Consider the following 23,948-nt stretch of genomic DNA (forward strand, 5'->3'; position numbering starts at 1 on the left):
ATTATGACTTGCACCGCTAACTGCCTTATGAGTTTTTTCGATAAATTAATTGATATATCCACAAGCTAAAGCAATTTCATCTTGACCTTTAACTGAAATACGAGCTTTTAAATTGCCACTTCCTTGAGCTAATTCTTTAGCATGATTTAAAAGCTCTAAAACAGGCTTTCCAACAACAACTTTAAGCATTAAAAGAACCACACAAAGGGTAAAAATCAAAGCAATAGTAAATATTACAATATAAGATTGACTGGTTTTGCTTATATCTTTTTGAACACCTTCTAAAGAATGTGATATATCCATAACCCCAATCACACTCCCTACATTAGCATTTGCATGACAAGCAACACAACTTTCATCTGCAATCAAAGGGCGTATCAATCTTAAATGCACAACACCATTTACATTTTCTTCTAAAGCTTGAATTTTAGGATTTGAAAATTGTTCTATAATACGCTTATCATTTGAAATTTGAGGGGCTTTCATCTCAAAAAGATCTATAGTATCTTTTGAAGGATAAATTTTAATATCACTAATACCCTCTATACTTTTTGCATCTTCAATGGCTTCTTTAATTTTTTCAGGATCTCCTAAATTCATAGCCATTCTCATTGTTTGAAAAACAGAAGTACTTACGGTATCTAAATTTGCCCTGCTCATTTTATTGGCAGTATTTTTAAAATCCAAATTTAAAATCACTTGCATTACAATAAAACTTATAAGCAACACCACAAAAATTGCAGCAGAAACCTTAAATCCTATAGTTTTAAACATCATAGTTTCCTAAAAATAAAATTTTTCGGAAATATTTTACACATAATTTATTTAATTTTTATTGAATTATGTGTAAAAAACATAACATTCCATTAAACTTAATGTAAGAAATGTCTTACTCCTGTAAAATAAAGCGCCATACCATACTCATCAGCCGCCTTTACCACTTCATCATCTCTTATACTTCCGCCTGGTTCTACTATAGCTTTAACCCCTACTTTACTTGCTTCATCTATGCTATCTCTAAAAGGAAAAAAGGCTTCACTTGCTAAAACGCAACCTTGCAAATCAAGTCCCATTTCTTTAGCTTTAGCGATTGCTGCCTTTGCTGCATCGATTCTACTTGTCATACCCATACCTATAGCCACCATAGCGCCATTTTTTACATAAACAACATTGTTTGATTTGGTAAACGCTGCTATTTTCATAGCGATTTCAAGATCTTTTAATTCTTCCTTACTTGCCTCTCTTTGACTCATAAGCTTTGCATTTTTAAGCTCATCTTCGCCCACTTCATCACTGTTTTGATACACAAAACCCCCATCAATATGTTTAAAATCATATTTATCAAAACTGCGGATTAAAAACGGACTTTCTTGAGTGAAAATTTTAATGCGTTTTTTACCTTCAAACACGGCTAAAGCTTTTTCATCTACATTGGCTGCAATGATTACTTCTACATAAATTTCATTGATTTTATTTGCTAAAGCCTCATCAAGAGTTCCATTGATTGCAACCACTCCTCCATAAGCACTGACGCTATCGCATTTTAAAGCATGTATATAGCTTTGTACTAAATTTTCTTTTATAGCAAAACCGCAAGGATTTCCATGTTTTACTATAGCAATAGCTGGAGCTTTATCGAAACTACTAGCTAAATTTAAAGCTGCGTTAATATCGGTTAGATTGTTAAAACTTGCTTCGCCTTTAAGGGCTTTGAAATTTGCGCTAAAAAAGGCATCAAACTCGTATAAAGCCCCTTTTTGATGTGGATTTTCTCCATATTTTGTATCAAATACTTTTTGTCCTACTATAAATTTACTCGCTCCAAAACCTCCGTTAAAGCGTTCATTCATATAATTTGCAATATAAGCATCGTAATTTGCTGTATGCTCATAAGCTTTTATCATCAAATTTAAACGAAAATTCTCATCATTTTGACCTTTTTTTAAAGTCTCAATCACTTTTTCATAATCAAGTGGATCGCAAAGCACCATCACATCTTTATAGTTCTTTGCTGCACTTCTTATCATCGCAGGTCCGCCTATGTCGATATTTTCTATAATTTCATCAAAATCATCGCTCATAATGGTAGTTTTTTTAAAAGGATATAAATTTACACAAACTAGATCAATGCCTAAAATTTCATTTTCTTTTGCTTGTTTGATATGATTTTCATCGCTTCTTTTATGCAAAATCCCACCGTGAATCTTAGGGTGCAAAGTCTTCACACGCCCTTCAAAAAGCTCAGGACTCTTTGTAAAATCACTCACTTCTATAACTTTTATTCCATTTTCTTTTAAAAGCTTAAAAGTCCCCCCAGTTGAAAGAATCTCAAAACCTAAATTTTCAAGCTCTTTGCCAAATTCTACTATGCCTTCTTTATCACTCACACTAAGTAATGCTCTCATTTTTACCTTTCTAAATGTTTTTTAACTTTTTCATAAGCTTCGTTGATTTTTTGAAATTTCTCTACGCCGATTTTAAGCTCTTCTTCGCTAACATTGTTTGCATTTAAAATATCAGGATGGTATTTTTTTGCCAAATTGCGGTATTGTTTTTTTACCGCATTTAAATCCGCATTATTTGGAAGTTCTAAAATAGCAAAAGCTTCATCAAGACTTAATTCTTTTTTAGTACTTTTTAAATTTGAAAGACTTGCTATAAAAGCGTCTAGTTCGCTTTTTGCTATATCAAAGGCTTTAGCGATTTGCTCTAAAATTTCACGCTTTTTAGCATTAAAATCTGCATCGATTAAAGCCATAAAAACAAGCACACGCAAGACATTAAAACGCTCATTTTTAGGCAAAGGCACTTCTTTTAAAAAATCTTTTGCCACATAAAAAGCATCGCTTAAATTTTCTTTATGTTCGTTAAAACTTGCTTTTAAAAAAGCTCTTTCTTTTTCATCTTTGGCATTTGCATCTAAAAGATCTTTGATCATTTCAGCTTCATTTTCACTTACCCTGCCATCGCTTTTTGCAATTTTTGCCAAAAGTGCGATAACATAGTAATTCATACGCCTTTTAAACTCATCCATTCTTTCTTCCATAACCCCACGAGCAAAACCCTTAGCAAAGCCTTTGGCTCCTCTTGTAGCTGAGTTTAAAAAATCCTGTTTTCCCCAAGTTTTATAATACCAGTAAAACACCAAAACAACGAGTATAATTAAAACTAAAGTCATTGGATTTGCTCTTTAAAACTTTCAAAATAAAGCTTATCAAGTTCAGCCTTGCTTAACTCAATGCTATCAAGTTTAAAATGTTTTTGGCTTGTACTCACACCTAATTTATAAGCTTTTACTCCAAATTCTTTAGCTAAATTTAAAAAAGCTTCTTCATTTTCTTTACTAAGCCCTATTATAGCACGACTTGCACTCTCATCAAAAATCATTTTTTCATCATCAAAATCACTTGTTAAATTTGCACCCACACTAGAAATAGCAAACATTTTTGCCAAAGTCATAGCAATACCCCCTATTCCTACGCTATTGGCACACTCAAGTAAAGAATTTTGATTGGCTTTATAAAGCAAATCCCAAAGTGCAAGTTCAGCTTTATAATCAAGCTCTTTAAGACTTCCTGATACTTTTTTATCTTGGATTTTCATTACCATAGATCCACTAAATTCTCCTAAACTTTCACCCAAAAGATAAACGCTTAAATTTTCTTTTTCAAAACTAGCTTTTAGGGTTTTATTTGCATCTTCTAAAACCCCTACACTTACTATAGTAGGACTTGGATAAATACTTACGCCTTCAGTTTCATTATAAAGCGAAACATTGCCGCTTACTACTGGGGTATTTAACTCTTTACAAGCTTCTTTAATACCTTCGCAACCTTGTGCGAATTGCCACATCACTTCAGGATTTTGCGGATTTCCATAATTTAAACAATCGCTTATTGCCAAAGGTTTAGCCCCCGTACAAGCAACTTTTCTTCCTGCAGAAGCTACTGCTAAAGCTGCTCCTATTTTAGAATTTACATAATTTAAGCGTGAATTACATTCTATAGCCATAGCCACACTTGCACCATTTTCTTTGATACGAATAACACTAGCACCTAATCTTCCATCAGCTTTTATGGTATTGGTTTGCACACTTGAATCAAATTGATCATAAATAAAAGCTTTATTATTAATATTTTCATTTTGAAGCATTTGTATAAAAAGCTCTTGAACGCTTGATTTTAACTCAAATTTATAATTTTTAATTTCACTTAAATATTTTGGTTCACTTGTAGGGCGACTTAAAATCGGCGCTTTTTCACTTAAAGGCTCGATAGGAATAAGTCCTACAAGCTCATCATGCCAAAAAAGCTCCATTTTTCCTGTATTGGTAACTTCACCCATAACCACAGCATCTAAATCCCATTTTTTGAAAATCTCTATAACCTTATCTTCATAGCCTTTTTTCGCACAAATAAGCATTCTTTCTTGAGATTCGCTAAGCATTAACTCATAAGGAGTCATACCGCTTTCACGCATAGGAGTTTTATCTAAGTAAAGTTTCATGCCACTGCCACTTCTTCCTGCCATTTCAAAAGAACTTGAAGTAAGCCCTGCAGCACCCATATCTTGAATACCCACAATATAATCGGTTTTAAAAAGCTCTAAACAAGCCTCCATAAGAAGTTTTTCACTGAAAGGATCGCCAATTTGCACTGTAGGACGCAAAGATTTGCTTTCTTCATTGAAGCTATCACTTGCCATAACCGCTCCACCAAGTCCATCACGCCCTGTTTTTGAACCCACATAAATCACAGGATTTCCTACACCTTCAGCCTTAGCATAAAAGATATCTTCACTTTTACAAACCCCTAAAGCAAAGGCATTAACTAAGATATTTCCATTAAAACACTCATCAAAAGCACATTCTCCGCCTATAGTTGGCACACCCATGCAATTTCCATAATGAGAAATTCCATTTACCACGCCTTTAACAAGGTATTTTTGATGTTTGCCGCATTTTTCATCATGAATATCGCCAAATTTTAAAGAATTTAGCCCCGCAACCACTCTTGCACCCATAGTAAAAACATCACGCAAAATTCCCCCTACTCCTGTAGCCGCACCTGCAAAAGGTTCGATAAAACTAGGGTGATTGTGACTTTCCACTTTAAAAACCGCTGCCATACCTTGCCCGATATCAATAACCCCTGCGTTTTCACCTGGACCTTGAATCACCCAAGGTGCTTTAGTTGGAAAACCATTAAGATATTTTTTACTGGATTTATAAGAGCAATGCTCACTCCACATCGCAGAAATAACCCCAAGTTCTAATAAATTTGGCTCACGTCCTAAAATTTCTAAAATTTGTGCATATTCTTCATCGCTGATTTTATGTGCTTTTATGGTTTCTTTATCCATTTCTATCCTTTCATTTTCCTAAACAAAAATTACCAAACATTTCGTCTAAAATTTCATCTCTTTGAAAATCTTTGGTAAATCTTGCAAGTTCATTAATAGCTAAATTAAGCTCAAAAGCAAAAAACTCTAAAGAACTTTCCTCTAAAAGCCCCTTAGCTCTAAAAATCGCTTCACTTGAAATTTTACAAGCATTAATAAGATCTAAAGAACTTACCATAATACCTTCGCTATCAAAAGAATTAAGATAATTTTGCAATTCTTCTTTTAACAAAGTAATGTCTTTTTGAGCACTAAGCTTGATAAAATTTTTATTTTGAGTATTTTTGAAAACATTTTCTAAATCACTTTTATTTAAAATCCAAAAGATTTTTTTATCAGTATTTGCTAATAAGTCAAAAATTTTCTCATCTTCTTTATCTTGCACTCTTGAAGCATCAAAGACTGCCAAAATAATATCTGCATCTTCTAAACTTTTTTTACTTAAAGCTACGCCGATTTGTTCTATAACATCTTTACTTTCCCTAATACCCGCTGTATCTATAATGCGTAATAAATGCGTTCCTAATTTAAAGTTCTCTTCTATAGTATCACGAGTGGTGCCTGCTATATCTGAAACAATAGCTCTTTCATAAGAAAGCAAGGCATTTAAAAGCGAAGATTTGCCTACATTTGGCTTACCTACAATAGCGATTTTAAAACCTTCTATGAGTCCTTTTTTGCTTTGAGAAAGCGTATAAATTTCTTTTAAAATTTTAGAATTTTCTTCACACATAGTAGAAATTTGCTCTAATAAATCAGAAGGTAAATCATCATCAGCATAATCAATGCTAGTTTCTACAAAAGCCAAGGTTTTAACCAAATCTGTGCGAATTTTTTCTAAAAGTTCTCCTAAGTTTCCTTGCATGTTGCGTGCTATAATTTTAGCTGCAAGTGCAGATTTTGAAAGTATGAGATCTTGTATATTTAAAGCTTTTAAAGGAGTCATTTTGCCATTTAAACACGCTCTTTTGCTAAATTCCCCTGCTAAAGCAAGTCTTGCTCCTAAACTCACAAGTTCTTCGAGTAAAACTTCACTCACACTAAATCCTCCATGAGTTTGAAACTCTACTATATCTTCCCCTGTAAAACTATAAGGGGCTTTAAAATATATCATTATAGCTTCATCGATAATTTCATTATTTTGATTAAAAAGTTTTGTAAAAGTAGCATGGCGCGGGGTAAGTTTGGTTTTGTGGCTAAGCTTTAAGGCAAATTCTAAAGCCCTTTCACCGCTTAATCTTACAATAGAAATCGAACCCACACCATGAGCTGTGGCAATAGCCGCTATAGTATCACTCATCTTTTTTGAAAAAGTCGTTTATTACAACAAATCTTTGATCATTATTTTGCTTAATTCCTACATACTTATCTGGAAATTCAGCTCTTAACTGCTCTAAAGCGATTTTTATCAAAACCCCATCTAAAGGTTTGGTTTGTCCGCGTCCATGAATTTTAATTTTTTCAATCACGCTTTGTAAATAAAGCTGCATACCTTGAATTTGATTTTCTAAAAATTGAGCGATCTCAAGGCGCACTAAAAGATTATATTTTAAATTGATCCAATTATGCAAAAGATAAGAAATAGCCTTGTAACGATGTGCTTCTTTGCCTATCATCAAAGCAGCATCTTCCCCATCCAATCGAATCAAAACACAATCTTCATCATACATTCTAAGTTCACTAAGCTCTATTTTAAACTGGGAGCTTTCTAAAAGTTTTACAAGCTGAATACGAATCTCATCTAAAATATCCTGAGTATTACGCACTCCTTTGCTTTCTCGATGAAAACTATCAAAAATTTCATCACTTTTTACTGTGTATTTTTCTTTTTGACTTTTATTTTTTTCATTTTTTATTTCAATCTTGTTTTCTTGTTTTGGCTCATGTGTTTCTGGTTTGTGATTTTTTGAACTTGTAAATTCTTTTTTAGGATTTTTTTTCAAAATCCTTTTTTTTGCTTTAGCCTCTATAATTGCCTTTTTTCTTCCAAATCCAAAAAAACCTTTTCTTGGATGCTGAATAATCTCATATTCTAAGTCCATCACAGAACATTCTAAACTTCTTGAAGCTTCTGTTAAGGCACTTTGAAGATCAATGGCTTCGATTTTCATTTTTCATGCTCCGCTTGTTTTTTTGTGATGTTCTTTAGCAAATATTTTATTGATAACCCATTGTTGAACCAAAGAACAAAGGTTATTTACAAACCAATAAAGCGTAAGTCCTGCTGGGAAAGTGATAAAGAAAAAAGTAAAAATCACTGGTAAAAATTTCATAATCTTAGCTTGCATAGGATCTTGTATAGTCATAGGTGTAATAAGCTGTTGTAAAAACATCGTTGCACCCATTAAAATAGGCAAAATAAAATAAGGATCCATTACCGATAAATCATGTATCCAAAACGCCCAAGGAGCTGCTTTTAGCTCAATAGCATTAAGCAAAACGCGATAAATAGCAAAGAAAATAGGAATTTGTAAAAGTATAGGCAAACAACCACTCATAGGATTTGCACCATGTTTTTTATAAAGCTCCATCATGTGCATATTCATTTTTTGTGGATCGCCTTTATAACGCTCTCTAATATCTTTCATTTTAGGAGCAAGATCTTTAAGTTTATTCATAGAAATCATAGACTTATAAGTTAGCGGGAATAAAATAATACGCACAATTAAAGTCATCACAACGATAGCCCAACCCCAATTTCCTATATACTGATGCAAGAAATTCAAAAACTCAAACATAGGCTTAGCAATAAAAGTAAACCAACCATATTCAACAACTGCTTCAAGGCGTGGATCTATACTTCTTAAAATCACATGTTCTTTAGAGCCTATATAGCCCCCTGCTTTAAATTCATTATCACTATAAGCAAAAACTATAGGGTTTTGATTAGCATCCTTGCTGATTGCCACATTTAAAGGTTTATCAAAATTATAAAAGAAAGTTGCATAGTATCTATCAAAAGCCGAAGTCATTACGACATTATTAGCACTTTCATCCTTTTCTACATCTCCATCTTTATAAGTTTCGATGGTTTCTTTATTATCCATTACCAAAGCACCATGAACTGTATAACTATCTACGGCAATATTTGGACGATATCCTGGACTTATAAAATAATTTGCATTCTTGCTGAGTTTAACTTCTATCTCATAATTTCCTTTTGGATAAAAAGTAATATCTTTTTCGATTTTCAATCCAGAAAGATTTTGAGTGAGTTTTAAAACTTGACTTCCATTTTCATCAACAAAAAGATTGCTAGCGTTAGCAACATAAGGAATTTTAAAAGCCTCTGAGTTAATACTTGGATCACTAAAACGCATTTCTAAAGGATAAGGACTATTTTCCTTGCTAACAAGATTTATAAATTCTCCTTTCTCATTTTGGTATTTTCTATCTTTTAAATAAAAAGCAGAAATTCTACCAAAAGAGTCAATTTGTGCTTCAAAATGCTTGCTTTGAACCTTAGATATCACACTATCTTGCGAAACTAAAGCCGCACTTGGAGTATTTGTGGTGGCATTTTGTATATTAGGAGTGTTATTTATGCTTGTGTTTTGTTGATTTTTTTGTGTAATGTTTTGTTCTATTTTTAAAGGTTGCTTTGGAATGAAAAAATAATCATAAATAACAAAAAATAAAAAAGAAATCACAACAGCTAAAAGTATACGCTTTTGCTGAAAAATATTATTTGAATTATTCACTGATTTGTCCTTTTAAAGATGATTTTTATAAGATAAAAACTTTTATTTTTATAAGGTATATATAAAAAACAAAGTTGTTTTTCTGCTAAAAATATAGGCTTAAAACATAAATTTATAGGATAAAAATTTTTAGAAACTCTAGGATAATCAAAACCCCCTTTAAAAAAAGGGTTGCATCTTAAAATTCTAAAAAAAGTAGAAAAAAAAGCTAGAAAAAAATTCTTTTTTTGAAACTGCCAAAGCGCATACTCAGAACAACTAGGATAATACCTACAAGCAGCGGGTTTTAAAGGGCTTAAGAATTTCTGATAAAAACGGAGTATTTTTAGGCATATCATTTGAAACATTCTAGTTTTTTCAATCCCCATTTTAGATTTTTTTCTAACCTAGAAAAAGAAAGTTCAGTGATTTCATTTTTAGCTACAAAAATATATTTGCCATCTTGAAGATATCTTTCAAACTTAGCAAACAAAGCTCTTAAAATTCGTTTTGAACGATTTCTAACCACTGCTTTTCCAACTTTTTTACTAGCAACAACTGCTATTTTTTTTTCATAACTATTCAGATAAAAAATGATCACACCTTCGCAATGCCATTTTTTGCCTACTTTATATACAGATGAAAATTCCTCGTTTGTGCTAAATTTATCAAAATTTTTCACACAGCAAGTCTTTTTCTACCTTTAGCGCGTCTTGCATTGATCACTTTGCGACCATTTTTAGTTTTCATACGAACACGGAAACCATGAGTGCGTTTTCTTGGAGTACCATGCGGCTGATAAGTTCTTTTCATTTGATTTTTCCTTAAAAAATTATAAAATAAACTTGTATTTTATCTTAATCTTACTTATAAATTGCTTTTGATTAAGAGTAATTTTTAAATTCTTTTGATAAATTTTGAAATTATTTTTAAAAGGTTAAAAATGTCAGAATTTAAAATTATTGATTTAAGACAAGAAGATTTAGATATTTTACAAGAAATGATCATAGAATTTGCAAAATACGAAGATATGTTAGATTTTCTTCAATGCACGAAAGAAAAACTGGAACATTCTTTACTAAAAAATAAATTTGCTCGTGCTTTTTTGTTAAAAGAAAATGAAAAAACTATAGGCTATATGATTTATTTTTATACTTTTTCGTCTTTTTGGGGCAGCGGTGGAATTTATCTTGAAGATATTTATATACGAGAAGATTTTCGTAAAAAAGGTTATGGAAAAGCTGTTTTTAAATTTTTAGGAGAAATTTGCAAAAAAGAAAATTTAAAAAGACTCGACTGGGTTTGCTTAAATGATAATATTTTAGGTATTAATTTTTATGAAAGTTTAAACGCTAAACATCTTAAACAATGGAGAAATTATCGTCTAAGTGGAGAAAATTTAGAAAAATTATGTGATTTATGATAAGAAGTCTTTATTATTTAAAAGCTATGGGATTTAACTTTGTTGATACACATACAAACCACTTTGAACAAGTACAAAATTTTCAAGAATTAAAACAACTTGTTTCATCTTGCACCTTATGCCAATTTTCCAAAACAAGAAAATTTAGTCTTATGGAGCCTAAGATAAAAAATGCCAAATTGCTAATTCTTGATGTTTTTGGGCAAAAGAGTGAAAATGAAAGCGGAATTTTACTTAATTCAAAAAAAGGTGAAAAATTAAAACACTATATTTATCAAATTTTAGGGCTTTGCGATGAAGATTTTTATTTTTCTTATTTATTTAAATGTTTTTGTAATGGAAAATTTGATGATTTTTCGCTACAATCTTGCTTACCATTTTTCTGGAACGAACTAAAACTGATTCAACCTGCTTTTTTACTTTGTCTAGGAGAATATACATTTAAAAGCTTGGGATTTAAAGATTATCACATTTTAAAAGGTGAAGTTTTTGCTTATAAAAATTTTTTCATAATGCCAAGTTATGATTTAGATTTTATAGAAAAAAATCCAAGTTATGAAAAAAATTTTATACAAGATTTAAAAAAAATTAAAGGATTTTTATGAAAAAAATATTTTTAATATTTTTCTTATCTTGCTTTTTGCTTAATGCAAAAGAGCAAAAATTAGTCGATGTAAAACCAGTTGAAAATTTTTATCCTAAATTAAGCGTTCAAGAATGCAACACAAATTGTCTTTTTGATCTTTTAGAATCAAGATTGTATCTTAGTTTTTTAAGTGAATTTGCAGATCAAAACGATCAATTTTTATCTAATGTTTATGCAAAATTATTAAATTCCATTACTGATTTTGAAAAAAATGTTCAAAAAATTACTTCTGTTAAACTTGCGATAATTATCCCAGAAAAAACCATAAAAAGCTACTCAAATACTATAATAAATTCAAGCATAGCCTATCTTTTAAGACAAAGAGCTGAAATCAAAGTAAAAGTTTTTTTAACCGGCACAGAAGATAATGATAAAATTCGAGCCGCGCTTGATGCAGCACAAGCTCAAGGATATCAGTATGCCATAGCTGGATTTACCTTAAAAGGTGCTAATGAGTTGAAAAATTACTCAGGAAATATGAAAATTTTCATACCGACTATCCATAAAAACAACATACAAATTTCAAATCAAAATATTATTTTTGGAAGTATTGACTATGATGCTCAAATTGCCACACTTTTAAGCAAATCAAATGCTAATATCGCAATATTTAGCGATGGCTCTGCCTTATCAAGCAATCTAAATTCAAGAATTCTTGCTCAAAATAATAATGCTAGAATATATACCATAGAAGGCGAGAAGCTTGATTTTAGCAGGCTTTTAAGATCACAAGGTGGAGTTAATAATGCCTCAATATTTTTTAACACTCCATTGATCAAAACAGCTCTAGCAAGTTCTCAGCTAAGAATTTATAACATTCATCCTTATGTGCTTTTATCCACTCAAATCAACTATAATCCAACATTTTTAAGTTTAACACAACAAGGAGATAGAGAAAATTTTATCATTGCTAATTCTATCAATAACCACGATGATAACCTAGTCTATCTTAATGAAATTTTTAATCAAAGTATAGATTATAACTGGATTGCTTATGCTACTAGTATAGGAGTTGATTACTTTTATACCGAATTCTTAAATAAAAAAAGCGAAAGTTTATTTGATGAGAAAATCAAAAATTCTCAAGTTGATTACAAAGTGCGTCTTATGCAAGGCAAACAAGCAAGCTTTGAAGAATTAAAATAATTCTTCAAAGAGCTTTTTTAACTGCATATCCATTCTAGCTGGTTTTTCGTTTTTAATAAAAGCTAAAGTTAATTCCATTTTAAAAAGCAAAATTTCATCTTTATAAATTTCTTGTAAAATTTCCACAGAAGCATTTTTGACTTCTAAAATTTTTGTTTTAATCTCTATCATATCTCCAAGTTTTGCAGGTTTTAAGAAATTGCAATTTGCTTTTGCAAGCAAAAAATGTCCCTTAGACGCATCAAAAATATCTACTTTTTTATTGAAAAAAATTTCACTTCTTGCTCTCTCGCAAAATTTTAAATAATTACTATGATACACCACTCCACCCGCATCAGTATCTTCATAATACACACGCATTTTCATCGCTTTACCTTAAAAAATATTTTACATTTAAAAAACATTAGATTATACAACGGAAATTCTTTGATATCGCTTTTTAGTTTATATTAAAAAATTCCGCCCAATCTTAATTTAATAAAGCTTTTTAACTTCACGGGGAGGGGGTATAGAGAAATTTTGTTTTAAACTTTCTATTGTTACCTTCTTAAGCATCAACGCTTTTGCAGCCACTCAAGCAAATACTACAGACAATCGAAATTTCAATATTCCAGAGCATTATTTTAATGATAACGAACTTTATGATAAAACCAATTCTACTTATAAAAACTCCAAGGTATAAATTATTATGCTAAGAGTTCTAAACAATATATTAACAATATTACTTTAATATATAACAATCCTAAACCAAATATTACAAATATAAACGATTTAAATTTTAAACATTATTTACTTACTCCTGATATGAGAGAAGATGAAGTTCTTTCTTTTAAAGCAAGGCATGGTGTTAATACAGCCGGTCATAGTATAAAAACAGTTAGAGTGCTTCCTTTTTTAATCACAGCAAAAACCGATCATGCTGATGCAAGTTATAATAAACTTATATTAGAACAAGGAGAACTTAGTTCAGTTTTTTATCTTAAACCTAAAGATACTCATATAAAAAACCCTAGTAATTCTAAAAGCAATCAACGCATGAATTTCTTAATGAGTTCTACCTTTACTCATTATGGTAATGCAAGCTATAACCAAACCATACTTCAAAAAGATGCCCATATTAGTATGGGAGTTGAGAACACTTATGATTTAGCCTTAAATGGTGCTCCTTATTTAATCGGAGCTATAGCCACTTATGGAGATTCTACAAATAATAGTTTAAATATAGAAGCAGGTAGCAGTGTAGAGTTTTTTACTTCCTTACCTAAAAAAGATAAAAATGGTAATAATACCTTTGATGAAAGAATCACTCACCTTGTAGGTGGTTTAGCTTATCAAGGTAATGTAAAAAACAATAAAATCTTTATCAAAGATGCTAATATGATTATCCATGGTCCAAGCAAAGCTTATGCTAGTTTAGCTGCTGCTCATATTAGCGCAGGTTATATAGATAGTGGAACAGATAAAAACTTTCAAGCCAGTAAAAACCTTTTAGACATAGATGGTTTTAATCTTGATATGTATATGAACCATGATAAACAACCCTTAGCTTATAATTCTGTTTTATTTGCTGATTTTTGGGGTGGAAAAACCGAACAAGGACAAGCCTTAGATAATACTATCAATTTAAAAGATATTAAAAACCTAAAAAAAGATAAAAACAATGAGAACATTTTTGCTCAAGCTTTGTTTAACTTCTATGCAGGAGCTTCTAATAATGGAGAAGCAAATTATAATACCTTAAACATAGAATTAAAACATCCTTTAGAAATCGCTAATAACTTCTTAGGTTATAACCAACATTCTTTTTATGGTGGCTTTGCAACTAAAGGAGCTAATCATAATACCATTAACATTAAAAACGATCTTACCACAACCGATCTTTCTCAAAGCTATAAAGATGCTTTAAATATTGTAGCTGCTAGAACCTTAGAAGGCAGTGCGGATTATAATAAAGTTTATATTAATAATTCTATGTCAACCTTACCTGTATACATTTATACAGCTAAGAAAAACATTCTTAATAACCAAGACTTTTATCCTAGTAGTGCTAATAACAATGAAGTAGTGATTAAAGACTTTGCTTCTTTTAGAAATTTAACTGTATTAACAGAAGCTAAAGAAGCCTCTTATAATACTATAAATTATAACAATGTTCAAAGCATTACCGATGTAAGTAATATAGATAAAGGTTCTAAAATCATCATAAGAGCTTTAGATAAAGCCAATCATAATACTATAGATATAAAAAACTATTCTTCTAATGCAGCTGATAATGCTTATTTGATTATGGCTTATAATGAAGCTGCTTATAATAAAATCATTATCAATGATACTTTATTTGGTGTAGCTTCAGATAAAAGAGAAGGAATTTTAAGTATTATAGCTGGACTTTCAAACAATGCCCATGATAATACCTTAATCATAAACAATCTTAATCTTGATGAGTACAAAAATAACAATTCTATTTTTATAGCTCCTTCAGCCATTACAGGTTTAAGTGAAGCTAAATCTTATAATAATACCTTATATATAGGTGGGAATTTAAATATATTTAAAAACACTTTCATAGATATATTAGCAGGAGCGTTGGTGCATTATGAAGATAATTATAGTGCTTCTAATGCTGCAGCTCCTTCAGATATCAGTTTAAGTAAAAACAATAGACTGATTTTAAATACTAAAGTTGAAGCTAGAATTATTAATAACTTTGAGCATTATTATCTTATTGTATCCAATAAAATCAACACAACTCCCCTTTTGAAGTCATACGATGCTCCTATTAATATTTCTAGCTAGGGAGTATTAGCTCTTTACACCCTCAAAGAGTAATACCCCTATATTAAAAATAAAGAAATCTTAATCTTATAAAGTGAGCAAGGTTTTATAGATGAAAACTCTAATATTTTAAATCAAGAAGAACTTCAAAGCTTTATTGAAAAAATGCAAAAAACAAAGAAGATTTTAAACTAAGTTCTATAGATAGATTAGAAAATATGAACCTACAAAAGCTTTCTTATGAAGCAAGAATATCTCAAGATGACAAAAACATTTATGCAAGGATAAAATAAATCATTCCTATTTTTAAGATAGGAATGATTTATTTGTATTTTTATAAATATAAACAAAAGATTCTTAAATCTTAATCTTACAAAAAGGAGCAAGTCATGAAAAAGTTAAATAAACTTTCTTTGTCTTTAGTTGTAGGTTCTTTACTTTTTACACAAAGCTATGCTTTACCAAGTGGGGGTAAGTTCACTCATGGAACAAGTGGAAGTATAAGTGTTAGTGGTGGTTTTAATATAGCAAGTAATGAAACTGTAAATTTTGGACAAGGAAAAACTAACCAAAATTATTTAAATATTGTCTATGGTTCTAAAAGCTCTCATTATAGATGGAACACTCAATAGTGGAAGCAATAATATCTTTTTAATCAATCCTAATGGCATAGTAGTGGGTAAAGGTGGAAAAAAATTGTTCTGTCTGCTTCATCAATAGGTGATAAGGAGATGAAGGAGTTTACAAAAGATGGAAAACTTTCAGCATTTAAAGGAAATCCTAAAACAATATCACCTGTAATTAAATCCAATGCAGGAAATGTTATAAATTTAGAAACTATAACGGTAGGAGAAAGAGTTGCTATGGCAGGCAATCAAGTTTCAAATATGAAATATGGTGGCACTGATTATGGTAAATTCATTTTTACAAATAAAAAAGAACAATCCAATACCGTCTATCTTAATGTCTATAGTAATGATACATTTGTCATTCGTGGTCCTGCATCAAATACAATAAAAAAGAAGACTCTGTAATATTGAGTATAAGATCTAATAAAGGCTTAACTGGACCAGGAGGAGATCCAACAGACACAATAGGCTATAAAGAAACTAGCGATCTTATTGCTAAAGATAACATCTCAAATGAAGTTTTAAATTCTATATTTAATGACTTGAAATTTAATTCTAGTGTTGATATTAGCGACTTAAGTAAATTTTATAAAGATGGAAAAATATTAACAGCTGATGAACTAACAAGCATTAATCAAAGTATGGATTTTATTACTGCTTTATATGGACAAACTCAAGATAGCAATAATGCAACATTTGCAAACGCTTTAAAGGAAGTATTGGGAAATTCTTATGGTGATCTAGGAAAAGCTAAACAAGCCATTATTAAAACAAAGGAAATTCTTTCTCAAAATTCCTAAAATGACCGAAGGGCAAGAAAACGCTCAAAAAACTTACGATACTGCTGCAAATGCTTATAATGAAGCAGTTAAAGCTTACAATACAGCTCTAAGTGGTATAACAGGTAATAATGGCGATAAAGTTATTGCAGGTTTAAAACAAGCTGTAGATAAAGTTTCTAGTGATTTACAACAAGCTACAATAGCTCTTCAAATCGCTACAGCGAGTACTAATTCTAGTTTAGAAAATTCTAATAAAACCTTAGCAAGTGCGAGCATAAATGGAACTAGTCATCTTACAGTCAATGAAAATATAGTGCAAACTATAAGCCAGTATCCATTATAAATTTAGGATCTAACAACTCCAACAACAGAAACGATGGAACCGATTCAGGTGATATTAACAATAGCAACAACAACGGTTCTAATAATAACCCAAATGATACCATAGGACAACAAGAACCTGGCATTGCTACAGCTTTTTATACAAACTACAGATGAAGATCCAAATATCAATGAAGATGATAAACAAGCAAGTATAGATGAAGCCAGTACTCAAGAAAGTGGTAATGTTGTATAGTATCGGATAATTTTAAAGCAGGAAATCCTTGCTCAAGATGATTAAAATCCAAAAGGTTAAAAGCCTTTTGGATCTTGTTAAAAAATTAAAAAACAAACAAAGTTTAAAGATTAAAAATCAAACAAACACTAAGGAAAATTTAAATAAAACGCATTATCTTACTATCTAGTTTAGCTATCTTAAGCCTTTATGCTAGTGATACTAAAGATAATAAAAAACCATACAAATGTTAGAACAATCTCCTTATAAAGAAGATGCTAACTCAAAAAACTACAACAACACTTTAAAAGTAAAAGATGGAGTGATTATCATAGATCATTCTAATACTAGTGATGATAATAATTCAAAAACCATCAACACAAAGAAAAACACTCAAAAAAATCAACCTAACTTGTCTAATGATAATACTTTAAAAACTAAAACCCCAAATTCAAACACTCCTTCTTTAAAAAATACTTCTAAAGAAGAATCAATTTATAAAGTTAGCTTTAGCTTTCATATTACCAATAAAAACATAAACTTTAAAGATCTAGGTTTAGATGAGCAAGTTTTACAAGAAGCCTTAAACGATTACAAAAAAGAAAGTATTTCAGTTCAAGACTTACAAGATATAGCCAATATCATTTCTTATTATGTTCAAGTTAGTGGTTATCCTGCTGCTACAGCTTATATCCCACAACAAGAACTAAAAGATCAAATTCAAATCAATATCACCTTAGGTGTTTTAGGTAAATATGTGGTTCAAAACAATTCTAGTGTAAGAGATTATGCTATAGAAAGTAAATTACCTAATCACAAAGGTGAAATCATCACTACTAAATTAGTAGAAGATGCAGTTTATAAAGTCAATGAAATGTATGGCATACAAACCCTTGCTTCTTTAAAAGCAGGAGATAATCCAGGTAAAACAGATGTAGTGATAGAAACTACCCCTAGTGATAGCTTTGTTTCTGTATTGTTTTATGGGGATAATTACGGTATAAAAGAATCAGGCAGATATAGGGATGGTGCCAGTATGAGTTTTAATAACATAGCTCATCAAGGAGATAGTCTTAATGCTTATTTGCAAAGAAGCGATGAAGCACAAACTAACTATAGTATAAGCTATACTACTTTCTTAGGGAATTTAAAAATCACTCCAAGTTATTCTAAAAGAAACTATGCTTTAGGAGGAGCTTATAAAAATGCAAACTTTATAGGAACTTCTGAAAATCTAGGTATAGATTTAAAATATCCTTTGTGGATTACGACTTATAATTCTTTTTATTTAACTTCAAGTTATTATCATAAAAAGCTTAGTAATTCAAGATTAAATATCATGACTATAGATAAAAGCTCTGATACGATAAGCTTTAGTATAGAAGGAGTTTATAATGGCATTAGTAATGATAGTTTTTCTTATAGTGCTAATGTAAGCTATGGTAATGTTAAAGATGGGGGAACTACTATATTAGGAATGAGTTCTAAAACAGATGGAGATGGCTTTGGAAAATTTGCTAAACTCAATGTCAATCTTAACAATGCTTATTTCTTTAATGATACTTTTACTCATCTTTTTAGTTTAAATTATCAACAAGTTGTCAATGGAGCTACATTAGATAGTAGTGAAACTATATCTTTAGGAGATCCTTATGGAGTAAGGGCTTATAATAATGGAGATGGAGAAGGAGATAATGCTGTAGTGGCTAGCTTTGGACTTAGAATGGCTACTCCTTTAAAAGATTTTTATATCACTCCTTTTTATGATATAGGTTATTCTTGGTATGAGAATGATTCTAAACTATATAGAGCAAGTGAAACAAACTATATGGATGCTTATGGTTTACAACTGCTTTATAATAAAACAGGGAATTTTTATGTCAAGCTTGATTTAGCTAGAGCTTTAAAGAAATATAAACTAGATGATGATTATAGTTCTAAAGCTTATGTAAGCTTTGGGAAGTATTTTTGAGTTTTTAAAAATTTATTTTTGATCAAATACTTAATGCATATGAGATTTATATTGCCATAAAAGCTTTTAATGTTATAATTTAGCATTAAAAGCAAATGTCAAGGATAAAAATGCAAGAAAATTTACTTGAAAAACAATTTCTAAATCACCCTTTATACGCTAAAATTCAAGAACTTAAAGCTCTCAATCTTGCTTGTAATTTTTCTTTAGGCGATAGCGTGAATTTATCTACAAATTCTCAAGCCAAAGATGAAATCTTAGCTATAGCAAAAGAACTTAAACCATGGAGAAAAGGTCCTTTTAAAATAGACGATCTTTTCATCGATACAGAATGGCAAAGTTTTATTAAATTCAACATTCTAAAGCCTTTCATGAACGAAATTTCTCAAAAATGCGTTGCTGATATAGGCTGTAATAATGGTTATTATATGTTTAAAATGCTTGAATTTAATCCTGCAAAACTCATAGGTTTTGATCCTTCTATCAAATACCGTTTGCAATTTGAACTCATTAACGCTTTAGCTAAAACTCCTATAAAATACGAACTTTTAGGCGTAGAAGATCTTCCAAGCTATAGCTTGAAATTTGATGTGATTTTCTGTCTTGGGGTGATTTATCATAGAAGTGATCCTATAAAAATGCTAAAAGATTTAAAAGCAGGACTTAATAAAAATGGAGTTGTTTTTTTAGATACCATGTATATAGAAGATGAGAGAGAAATCGCTCTTGTGCCTAATAAAACTTATTCTAAAATTCCAAATATTTATTTTGTACCAAGCATTAGTGCATTAAAAAACTGGTGTGAAAGAGCAGGATTTAAAGAATTTGAAGTTTTGGCTACAAAAAAAACCGATGAAAATGAACAAAGAAAAACAGAATGGATAGACTCTTTTTCGCTGGAAAATTTCTTAGATCCAAAGGATAAAAATCTTACCATTGAAGGCTATGAAGCACCCAAAAGAGTTTATATACGCATTAAAATATAAATTCTTTTTATTTTTTGCCGATATTGAATTTTAGATATTTTGAAGTAGATAAGTAGAATTTAAAGGTTAGATATGGCAAAAAAAGATAATTTTGAAGAATATGCACAACTTGAAGAATACGCATCTGCAGAAGATATATCTCGCGTTAGAGCAGAATTACTCACTTGTCCTGAATTAAACACCTCACTTGCTGGAACCATTATCGAAATTGATAAAAACTATGCCAAATCAATTTTAATAACCACAAGCGAAATGGTAGCAGATGATCAAGGATTGATTTTTGATGCCTTTATTTTCGCTGCAGCAAACTATGTAGCACAAGCCTCTATCAATAAAGAATTTTCAGTGATTATTGGATCAAAATGTTTTTTTTATGCTCCGCTTAAATTAGGCGATGTTTTAGAACTTGAAGCTCATGCACTTTTTGACGAAACCTCCAAAAAAAGAGATGTAAAAGTGGTTGGACATGTTAAAGAAGTTAAAATGTTTGAAGGAACGATACAAGTTGTTAGCACCGATGAGCATATATTTAAACTCAAGCGTCCGCCACTTAACACTGTTAAACCTACAGAAAATCAAGAACAAGGTGCCAAAATCAACAATCCAGAAGCCGTAGCAGCTGCATTAATGGCCTCTGTGGGTGGAAAATAATCAAGGAGTCATTTTAATATCTACCCAATTTTTTGGGCAATCCTTATGATAAGTTCCGCTTCCATCATAATACTCTTTACAATCATCATAAAAACGATTTGAAATCCCTCTTTCATTTACAAAACATCCAGAAATTCCTAAAACTAATAGCACCATTAAAGTATATTTTTTCATGTTTTTCCTTAGAATTTATTGTGTTTTCTCCATTTATAAGGCTCTATAGGATTACTCTCTTTCCAAAGACCTAAATGATTTTTCTTAGCATTTTCTTGTTCTTTGGTATAAGCGTTACTATAGTAAGTATCAGCCCAAGCATAGCCTTTGCTTACCAAAAATCGATTAATATCAACATCATTAAGCTTTACAATAGCAACAATTCTACCATAAGTATCTTTATTTTTATAAATAATTTCAACTTGTTTGCCACTTAAAATTCTACTTAAAGCTTCTTTTGACTGCTTTCCAAAACTTTGTTTAAGTTCTGGTGCATCTATACCGAAAAATCTTATTCTAGCGAGTTTGTTTTCATGATTAACTTCTATAGTATCTCCATCAATAATTCTAACTACTTTTCCTTCAAAACTAGAATTTTGGGCAATATAGTTCTGGATAAAAACAACTACAAGAGTGAAGATTAATACAGAAAAAAGTTTTTTTGGATCACTTAGTAATTTTCTCAGATTAAATATTTTTTTATAATTTATTCTCATTTTTTAATCATTTTGCCTTTAAATTTTAAAAAATATGCCATAATTTTATCAAAACAAAGGAGATAAAATGCAAAATGTTATAGAAAATTTTAAACAATTATGCAAAATTCCTCATTGCAGTTATGAAACAGAACAAATGAAAGAATTTTTAAGCTCTTACGCCAAAGATAAAGGCTTTAAGGTGAGTGTAGATAAGGCAGGAAATATCCATGCCATAAAAGGCAAACCAAAAATTTGTCTACAAAGCCATTATGATATGGTCTGTATGGGCGATGCACCAAACTTAGAAGTTTATGAAGAAAATGGCTTTTTAAGAGCCAAAAATTCAAGTCTTGGTGCAGATAATGGCATAGGTATAGCCATCATGATGAGTGCTATGGCTGAATTTGAAAATTTAGAATGTCTTTTTACAAACGATGAAGAAGTAGGACTCATGGGAGTGAATTTACTCGAGCACACTTTAGAATCTAAAATGCTTTTAAATTTAGATCATGAAAGCGATGATGAGATCATGATAGGCTGTGCAGGTGGAGTAGATATAGAAGCAAGTTTGTCTTTTAATACCCTTAGAAAAAAGGGTAAAATTTACGAGCTTTGTGCGCAAAATTTTAAAGGTGGACACTCAGGCATAAATATCATACGCAATGAAAAAAGTTCCATCAAAGAAATGGCTAAATTCATACAAGAAAATGAAGGAGAAATCATTTCTTTTGAAGGCGGAGAAAGAATCAATTCTATACCTAAACACGCCAAAGCTTTAGTGCATTTTAAAGATGAAGTAAAGAGTAATAACTGGATAAAATGCGAATTTAAAGAAGAAAATGAATTTGAAATTTGCGATCAAAGTAAAAAACTTTTAAGCCTTATAAATTCTTTCACTCATGGAGTTAGAGCTTATGATGAAAATCTAGATATAGTTCAAACAAGCATTAACCTAGCTACTTTAAGAATGCAAGATAACCAAATCAAATTCGCACTTTTTGCAAGATCTAATATACTTGATGGACTTAAGCAAGTAGAATTTGAAACTTTAGAATTTTTCAAAGCTTTTGATTTTAAAATAAGAAGTTTTAATTTCTATCCACCTTGGGAAGGTAAACCAAACGCACTTAGCGACATGGTTTTTAAAGCACTTAAAAAAGTATCGCCTAATGCCAAAGTTTCAGCTATCCATGCAGGGCTTGAGTGTGGCATTATAGAGAAAAAACAAGAGCTTTTATGCGCTTCTATAGGCCCAAATATCCATAATCCTCATTCAACTGATGAGCATTGTGAAATCGCTTCAGTTGAAAAAATATCTAAGGTTGTTTTTGAAGTTTTAAAAGACAATGCTTAATTCTTTAATCTTACTTCTTGCAAAAACGCGTTTTAACAAAAACACGCAAAGCAAGGAGCAAGATCCCACTATAGCAAGATAAATACCTAAATACTCTTTATAAAAAGCATTAACTATAAAAGGGGTTAAAAAACCTAAAATCGCATAAGAAATATTATAAGCAAAACTAAGCCCGCTAAATTTAAGTTCGCTTTTAAAAATTTGCGTCATAAAAACAGGCGCGAAAGTAATAATACCTTGTGCAAAACAAGCCAGTAAAAAATAAAATAAAAAATTCTCATCATAAAAACCAAAAAGCATACCAAAGATAATAAAAGCTATACTAAAAATAGAGCAAATTTTATAGCTTCCCCATTTGCTTGCTAAAAAACCTTGAAATAAAGCTCCAAAAATCACCGCTAAAATAGCAAAATTTTGCACCCATAAAGCAGAAGTTTTACTCATAGCTAAAAGACTTTCAAAATACTTAGGCAAAATCATCAAAGTTGCCACACCGCTTGTTAAAACCATGGTCATTAAAAAACAAACAAGCATACTCATTTTATGAGTTTTCAAAGCTTCAAACAATGGAAAACTTAAAATTTTCTTTTCATTTTGAACTTTTATAAATTCTGGAGTTTCGCTGAGTTTATTTCTTAAAAACAAAGCTAAAATTCCAAAAAATCCTCCTATGATAAAAGGAATTCTCCAAGCATAGCTTTGAACTTCTTCTGGGGTAAAATAAGATCTTATGCCCAAAGTGGCAATATTTCCTAGCAATAAACCTATGGTTAAAGTCGCTGAAATAAAACCAAGAGCCAAAGGAATTTGACGCCCTTTAACAAATTCGCTCACATAAATCCAAGCTCCGCTCACCTCAGTTCCAACGGCTAAACCTTGCAAAATACGAATAGTAAATAAAATCAAAGTAGCAAATATACCTATACTTTCATAACTTGGTAAAAAAGCTAAAGCAAAACTAGGCAAAACCATCAAAAGCATAGAAATATAAAAAATATTCTTTCTTCCATATCTATCAGCAAAATGTGCCATCACAATAGAACCAAAAGGACGCGCTAAATAAGCAGCACCAAAGGCTATATAAGCATTTATCTGCATCCAAAAAGCATCATTTTGCGGAAAGAATACCTTAGCAAAAATATCCAAAAAAAAGGCAAAAAGCACAAAATCATAAAATTCTAAAATTCCACCCAAAGAAGCATAAATAATATTTTTGTATTTTTTTTGCATATTTTATCCTAAATCAACTAAAGGGC

26 protein-coding genes and 1 pseudogene are annotated in these 23,948 nt (G+C 30.6%); 13 read left to right on the forward strand and 14 right to left on the reverse strand.

Annotated elements, in window-relative coordinates; genetic code table 11:
• Positions 1–45: 45 nt before the first annotated feature.
• From FBF02_RS09215 to rpmH, 10 genes are all read right to left on the reverse strand, one after another.
• A complete protein-coding gene (locus FBF02_RS09215; RefSeq protein ID WP_002858108.1) occupies positions 46–774 on the reverse strand; it encodes a membrane protein in 729 nt (242 codons plus the stop codon).
• Between the two features lie 98 nt (positions 775–872).
• Complete coding sequence (purH, locus tag FBF02_RS04675; RefSeq protein ID WP_002853339.1) at positions 873–2,405, reverse strand: bifunctional phosphoribosylaminoimidazolecarboxamide formyltransferase/IMP cyclohydrolase; 1,533 nt, start codon at positions 2,403–2,405, stop codon at positions 873–875.
• 2 nt (positions 2,406–2,407) lie between these two features.
• Complete coding sequence (locus FBF02_RS04680; RefSeq protein ID WP_002853334.1) at positions 2,408–3,178, reverse strand: DnaJ family molecular chaperone; 771 nt, start codon at positions 3,176–3,178, stop codon at positions 2,408–2,410.
• Positions 3,175–5,361 (reverse strand): phosphoribosylformylglycinamidine synthase subunit PurL, encoded by a 2,187-nt coding sequence (gene purL / locus FBF02_RS04685; protein WP_002858406.1) that lies wholly within the window; start codon positions 5,359–5,361, stop codon positions 3,175–3,177. Before purL ends, FBF02_RS04680 begins: the two co-directional genes overlap by 4 nt.
• Positions 5,362–5,371: 10 nt before the next feature.
• Complete coding sequence (mnmE, locus tag FBF02_RS04690; RefSeq protein WP_002853397.1) at positions 5,372–6,700, reverse strand: tRNA uridine-5-carboxymethylaminomethyl(34) synthesis GTPase MnmE; 1,329 nt, start codon at positions 6,698–6,700, stop codon at positions 5,372–5,374.
• On the reverse strand, positions 6,693–7,511 hold the full coding sequence (locus tag FBF02_RS04695; RefSeq protein ID WP_002853389.1) for a Jag N-terminal domain-containing protein: 819 nt from the start codon (positions 7,509–7,511) through the stop codon (positions 6,693–6,695). Before FBF02_RS04695 ends, mnmE begins: the two co-directional genes overlap by 8 nt.
• A 3-nt stretch (positions 7,512–7,514) precedes the next feature.
• A complete protein-coding gene (gene yidC / locus FBF02_RS04700) occupies positions 7,515–9,101 on the reverse strand; it encodes a membrane protein insertase YidC (protein ID WP_002853384.1) in 1,587 nt (528 codons plus the stop codon).
• On the reverse strand, positions 9,098–9,439 hold the full coding sequence (gene yidD, locus FBF02_RS04705; RefSeq protein WP_002853395.1) for a membrane protein insertion efficiency factor YidD: 342 nt from the start codon (positions 9,437–9,439) through the stop codon (positions 9,098–9,100). The genes yidC and yidD overlap by 4 nt, the downstream gene beginning before the upstream one ends.
• The gene (gene rnpA, locus FBF02_RS04710) at positions 9,436–9,762 is read right to left on the reverse strand and encodes a ribonuclease P protein component (protein WP_002853349.1); all 327 of its coding nucleotides are present in this window, start codon (positions 9,760–9,762) and stop codon (positions 9,436–9,438) included. Before rnpA ends, yidD begins: the two co-directional genes overlap by 4 nt.
• Entirely contained in the window at positions 9,759–9,893 is a 135-nt protein-coding gene (gene rpmH / locus FBF02_RS04715) for a 50S ribosomal protein L34 (protein ID WP_002776864.1), read from the reverse strand. Before rpmH ends, rnpA begins: the two co-directional genes overlap by 4 nt.
• A 130-nt stretch (positions 9,894–10,023) precedes the next feature.
• Here rpmH and FBF02_RS04720 point away from each other — a divergent pair, with 130 nt between their 5' ends.
• Genes FBF02_RS04720 through FBF02_RS04730 form a run of 3 tightly spaced genes read left to right on the forward strand, consistent with a single transcriptional unit; the run spans position 10,024 to position 12,295 of the window.
• Complete coding sequence (locus FBF02_RS04720) at positions 10,024–10,503, forward strand: GNAT family N-acetyltransferase (protein WP_002853404.1); 480 nt, start codon at positions 10,024–10,026, stop codon at positions 10,501–10,503.
• Positions 10,500–11,108, forward strand: a complete 609-nt coding sequence (locus tag FBF02_RS04725; RefSeq protein ID WP_002853338.1) for a uracil-DNA glycosylase family protein — start codon at positions 10,500–10,502, stop codon at positions 11,106–11,108. The genes FBF02_RS04720 and FBF02_RS04725 overlap by 4 nt, the downstream gene beginning before the upstream one ends.
• Positions 11,105–12,295, forward strand: a complete 1,191-nt coding sequence (locus tag FBF02_RS04730) for a hypothetical protein (RefSeq protein ID WP_002853393.1) — start codon at positions 11,105–11,107, stop codon at positions 12,293–12,295. The genes FBF02_RS04725 and FBF02_RS04730 overlap by 4 nt, the downstream gene beginning before the upstream one ends.
• Here FBF02_RS04730 and FBF02_RS04735 read toward each other — a convergent pair.
• Positions 12,287–12,661, reverse strand: a complete 375-nt coding sequence (locus tag FBF02_RS04735) for a thioesterase family protein (RefSeq protein ID WP_002853400.1) — start codon at positions 12,659–12,661, stop codon at positions 12,287–12,289. The genes FBF02_RS04730 and FBF02_RS04735 overlap by 9 nt on opposite strands.
• Positions 12,662–12,803: 142 nt before the next feature.
• Here FBF02_RS04735 and FBF02_RS04740 point away from each other — a divergent pair.
• The 9 genes and pseudogenes from FBF02_RS04740 to FBF02_RS04765 all read left to right on the forward strand — a co-directional run bounded on the left by FBF02_RS04740 (position 12,804) and on the right by FBF02_RS04765 (position 20,646).
• Positions 12,804–15,091: pseudogene (locus FBF02_RS04740) on the forward strand (hypothetical protein).
• 368 nt (positions 15,092–15,459) lie between these two features.
• Positions 15,460–15,702 (forward strand): hemagglutination domain protein, encoded by a 243-nt coding sequence (locus FBF02_RS09150; protein ID WP_002853396.1) that lies wholly within the window; start codon positions 15,460–15,462, stop codon positions 15,700–15,702.
• Between the two features lie 99 nt (positions 15,703–15,801).
• Entirely contained in the window at positions 15,802–16,104 is a 303-nt protein-coding gene (locus FBF02_RS09155; RefSeq protein ID WP_002853370.1) for a hypothetical protein, read from the forward strand.
• A gap of 2 nt (positions 16,105–16,106) precedes the next feature.
• A complete protein-coding gene (locus FBF02_RS09160; RefSeq protein WP_002853377.1) occupies positions 16,107–16,499 on the forward strand; it encodes a hypothetical protein in 393 nt (130 codons plus the stop codon).
• 1 nt (position 16,500) lies between these two features.
• Entirely contained in the window at positions 16,501–16,824 is a 324-nt protein-coding gene (locus tag FBF02_RS09165) for a hypothetical protein (protein WP_002853350.1), read from the forward strand.
• Positions 16,825–17,086: 262 nt separating this feature from the next.
• A complete protein-coding gene (locus tag FBF02_RS04750) occupies positions 17,087–17,227 on the forward strand; it encodes a hypothetical protein (protein ID WP_002860721.1) in 141 nt (46 codons plus the stop codon).
• Positions 17,228–17,284: 57 nt separating this feature from the next.
• Positions 17,285–19,009, forward strand: coding sequence for a ShlB/FhaC/HecB family hemolysin secretion/activation protein (locus FBF02_RS04755; protein ID WP_002858389.1), 1,725 nt, complete (start codon positions 17,285–17,287; stop codon positions 19,007–19,009).
• 95 nt (positions 19,010–19,104) lie between these two features.
• Positions 19,105–19,995 carry a tRNA 5-methoxyuridine(34)/uridine 5-oxyacetic acid(34) synthase CmoB gene (gene cmoB, locus FBF02_RS04760; protein WP_002864121.1) on the forward strand — a complete coding sequence of 297 codons (891 nt, stop codon included), beginning with the start codon at positions 19,105–19,107 and terminating at the stop codon, positions 19,993–19,995.
• Between the two features lie 72 nt (positions 19,996–20,067).
• The gene (locus FBF02_RS04765) at positions 20,068–20,646 is read left to right on the forward strand and encodes a hypothetical protein (protein WP_002853367.1); all 579 of its coding nucleotides are present in this window, start codon (positions 20,068–20,070) and stop codon (positions 20,644–20,646) included.
• Here the strand turns inward: FBF02_RS04765 and FBF02_RS04770 are convergent, their stop codons facing one another.
• Positions 20,647–20,820, reverse strand: coding sequence for a lipoprotein (locus tag FBF02_RS04770; protein ID WP_002853385.1), 174 nt, complete (start codon positions 20,818–20,820; stop codon positions 20,647–20,649). It abuts the gene before it with no gap.
• 8 nt (positions 20,821–20,828) lie between these two features.
• A complete protein-coding gene (locus tag FBF02_RS04775; RefSeq protein WP_002853387.1) occupies positions 20,829–21,356 on the reverse strand; it encodes a thermonuclease family protein in 528 nt (175 codons plus the stop codon).
• A 67-nt stretch (positions 21,357–21,423) separates the two neighbouring features.
• Here FBF02_RS04775 and FBF02_RS04780 point away from each other — a divergent pair, with 67 nt between their 5' ends.
• A complete protein-coding gene (locus tag FBF02_RS04780) occupies positions 21,424–22,692 on the forward strand; it encodes a M20/M25/M40 family metallo-hydrolase (RefSeq protein ID WP_002853369.1) in 1,269 nt (422 codons plus the stop codon).
• Here the strand turns inward: FBF02_RS04780 and FBF02_RS04785 are convergent.
• Positions 22,675–23,922, reverse strand: coding sequence for an MFS transporter (locus tag FBF02_RS04785; RefSeq protein WP_002853379.1), 1,248 nt, complete (start codon positions 23,920–23,922; stop codon positions 22,675–22,677). The genes FBF02_RS04780 and FBF02_RS04785 overlap by 18 nt on opposite strands.
• Between the last annotated feature and the right edge of the window lie 26 nt (positions 23,923–23,948).

It is taken from the genome of Campylobacter sp. CFSAN093226, assembly GCF_012897595.1.
In the GTDB taxonomy this organism is placed as follows: domain Bacteria; phylum Campylobacterota; class Campylobacteria; order Campylobacterales; family Campylobacteraceae; genus Campylobacter_D; species Campylobacter_D jejuni.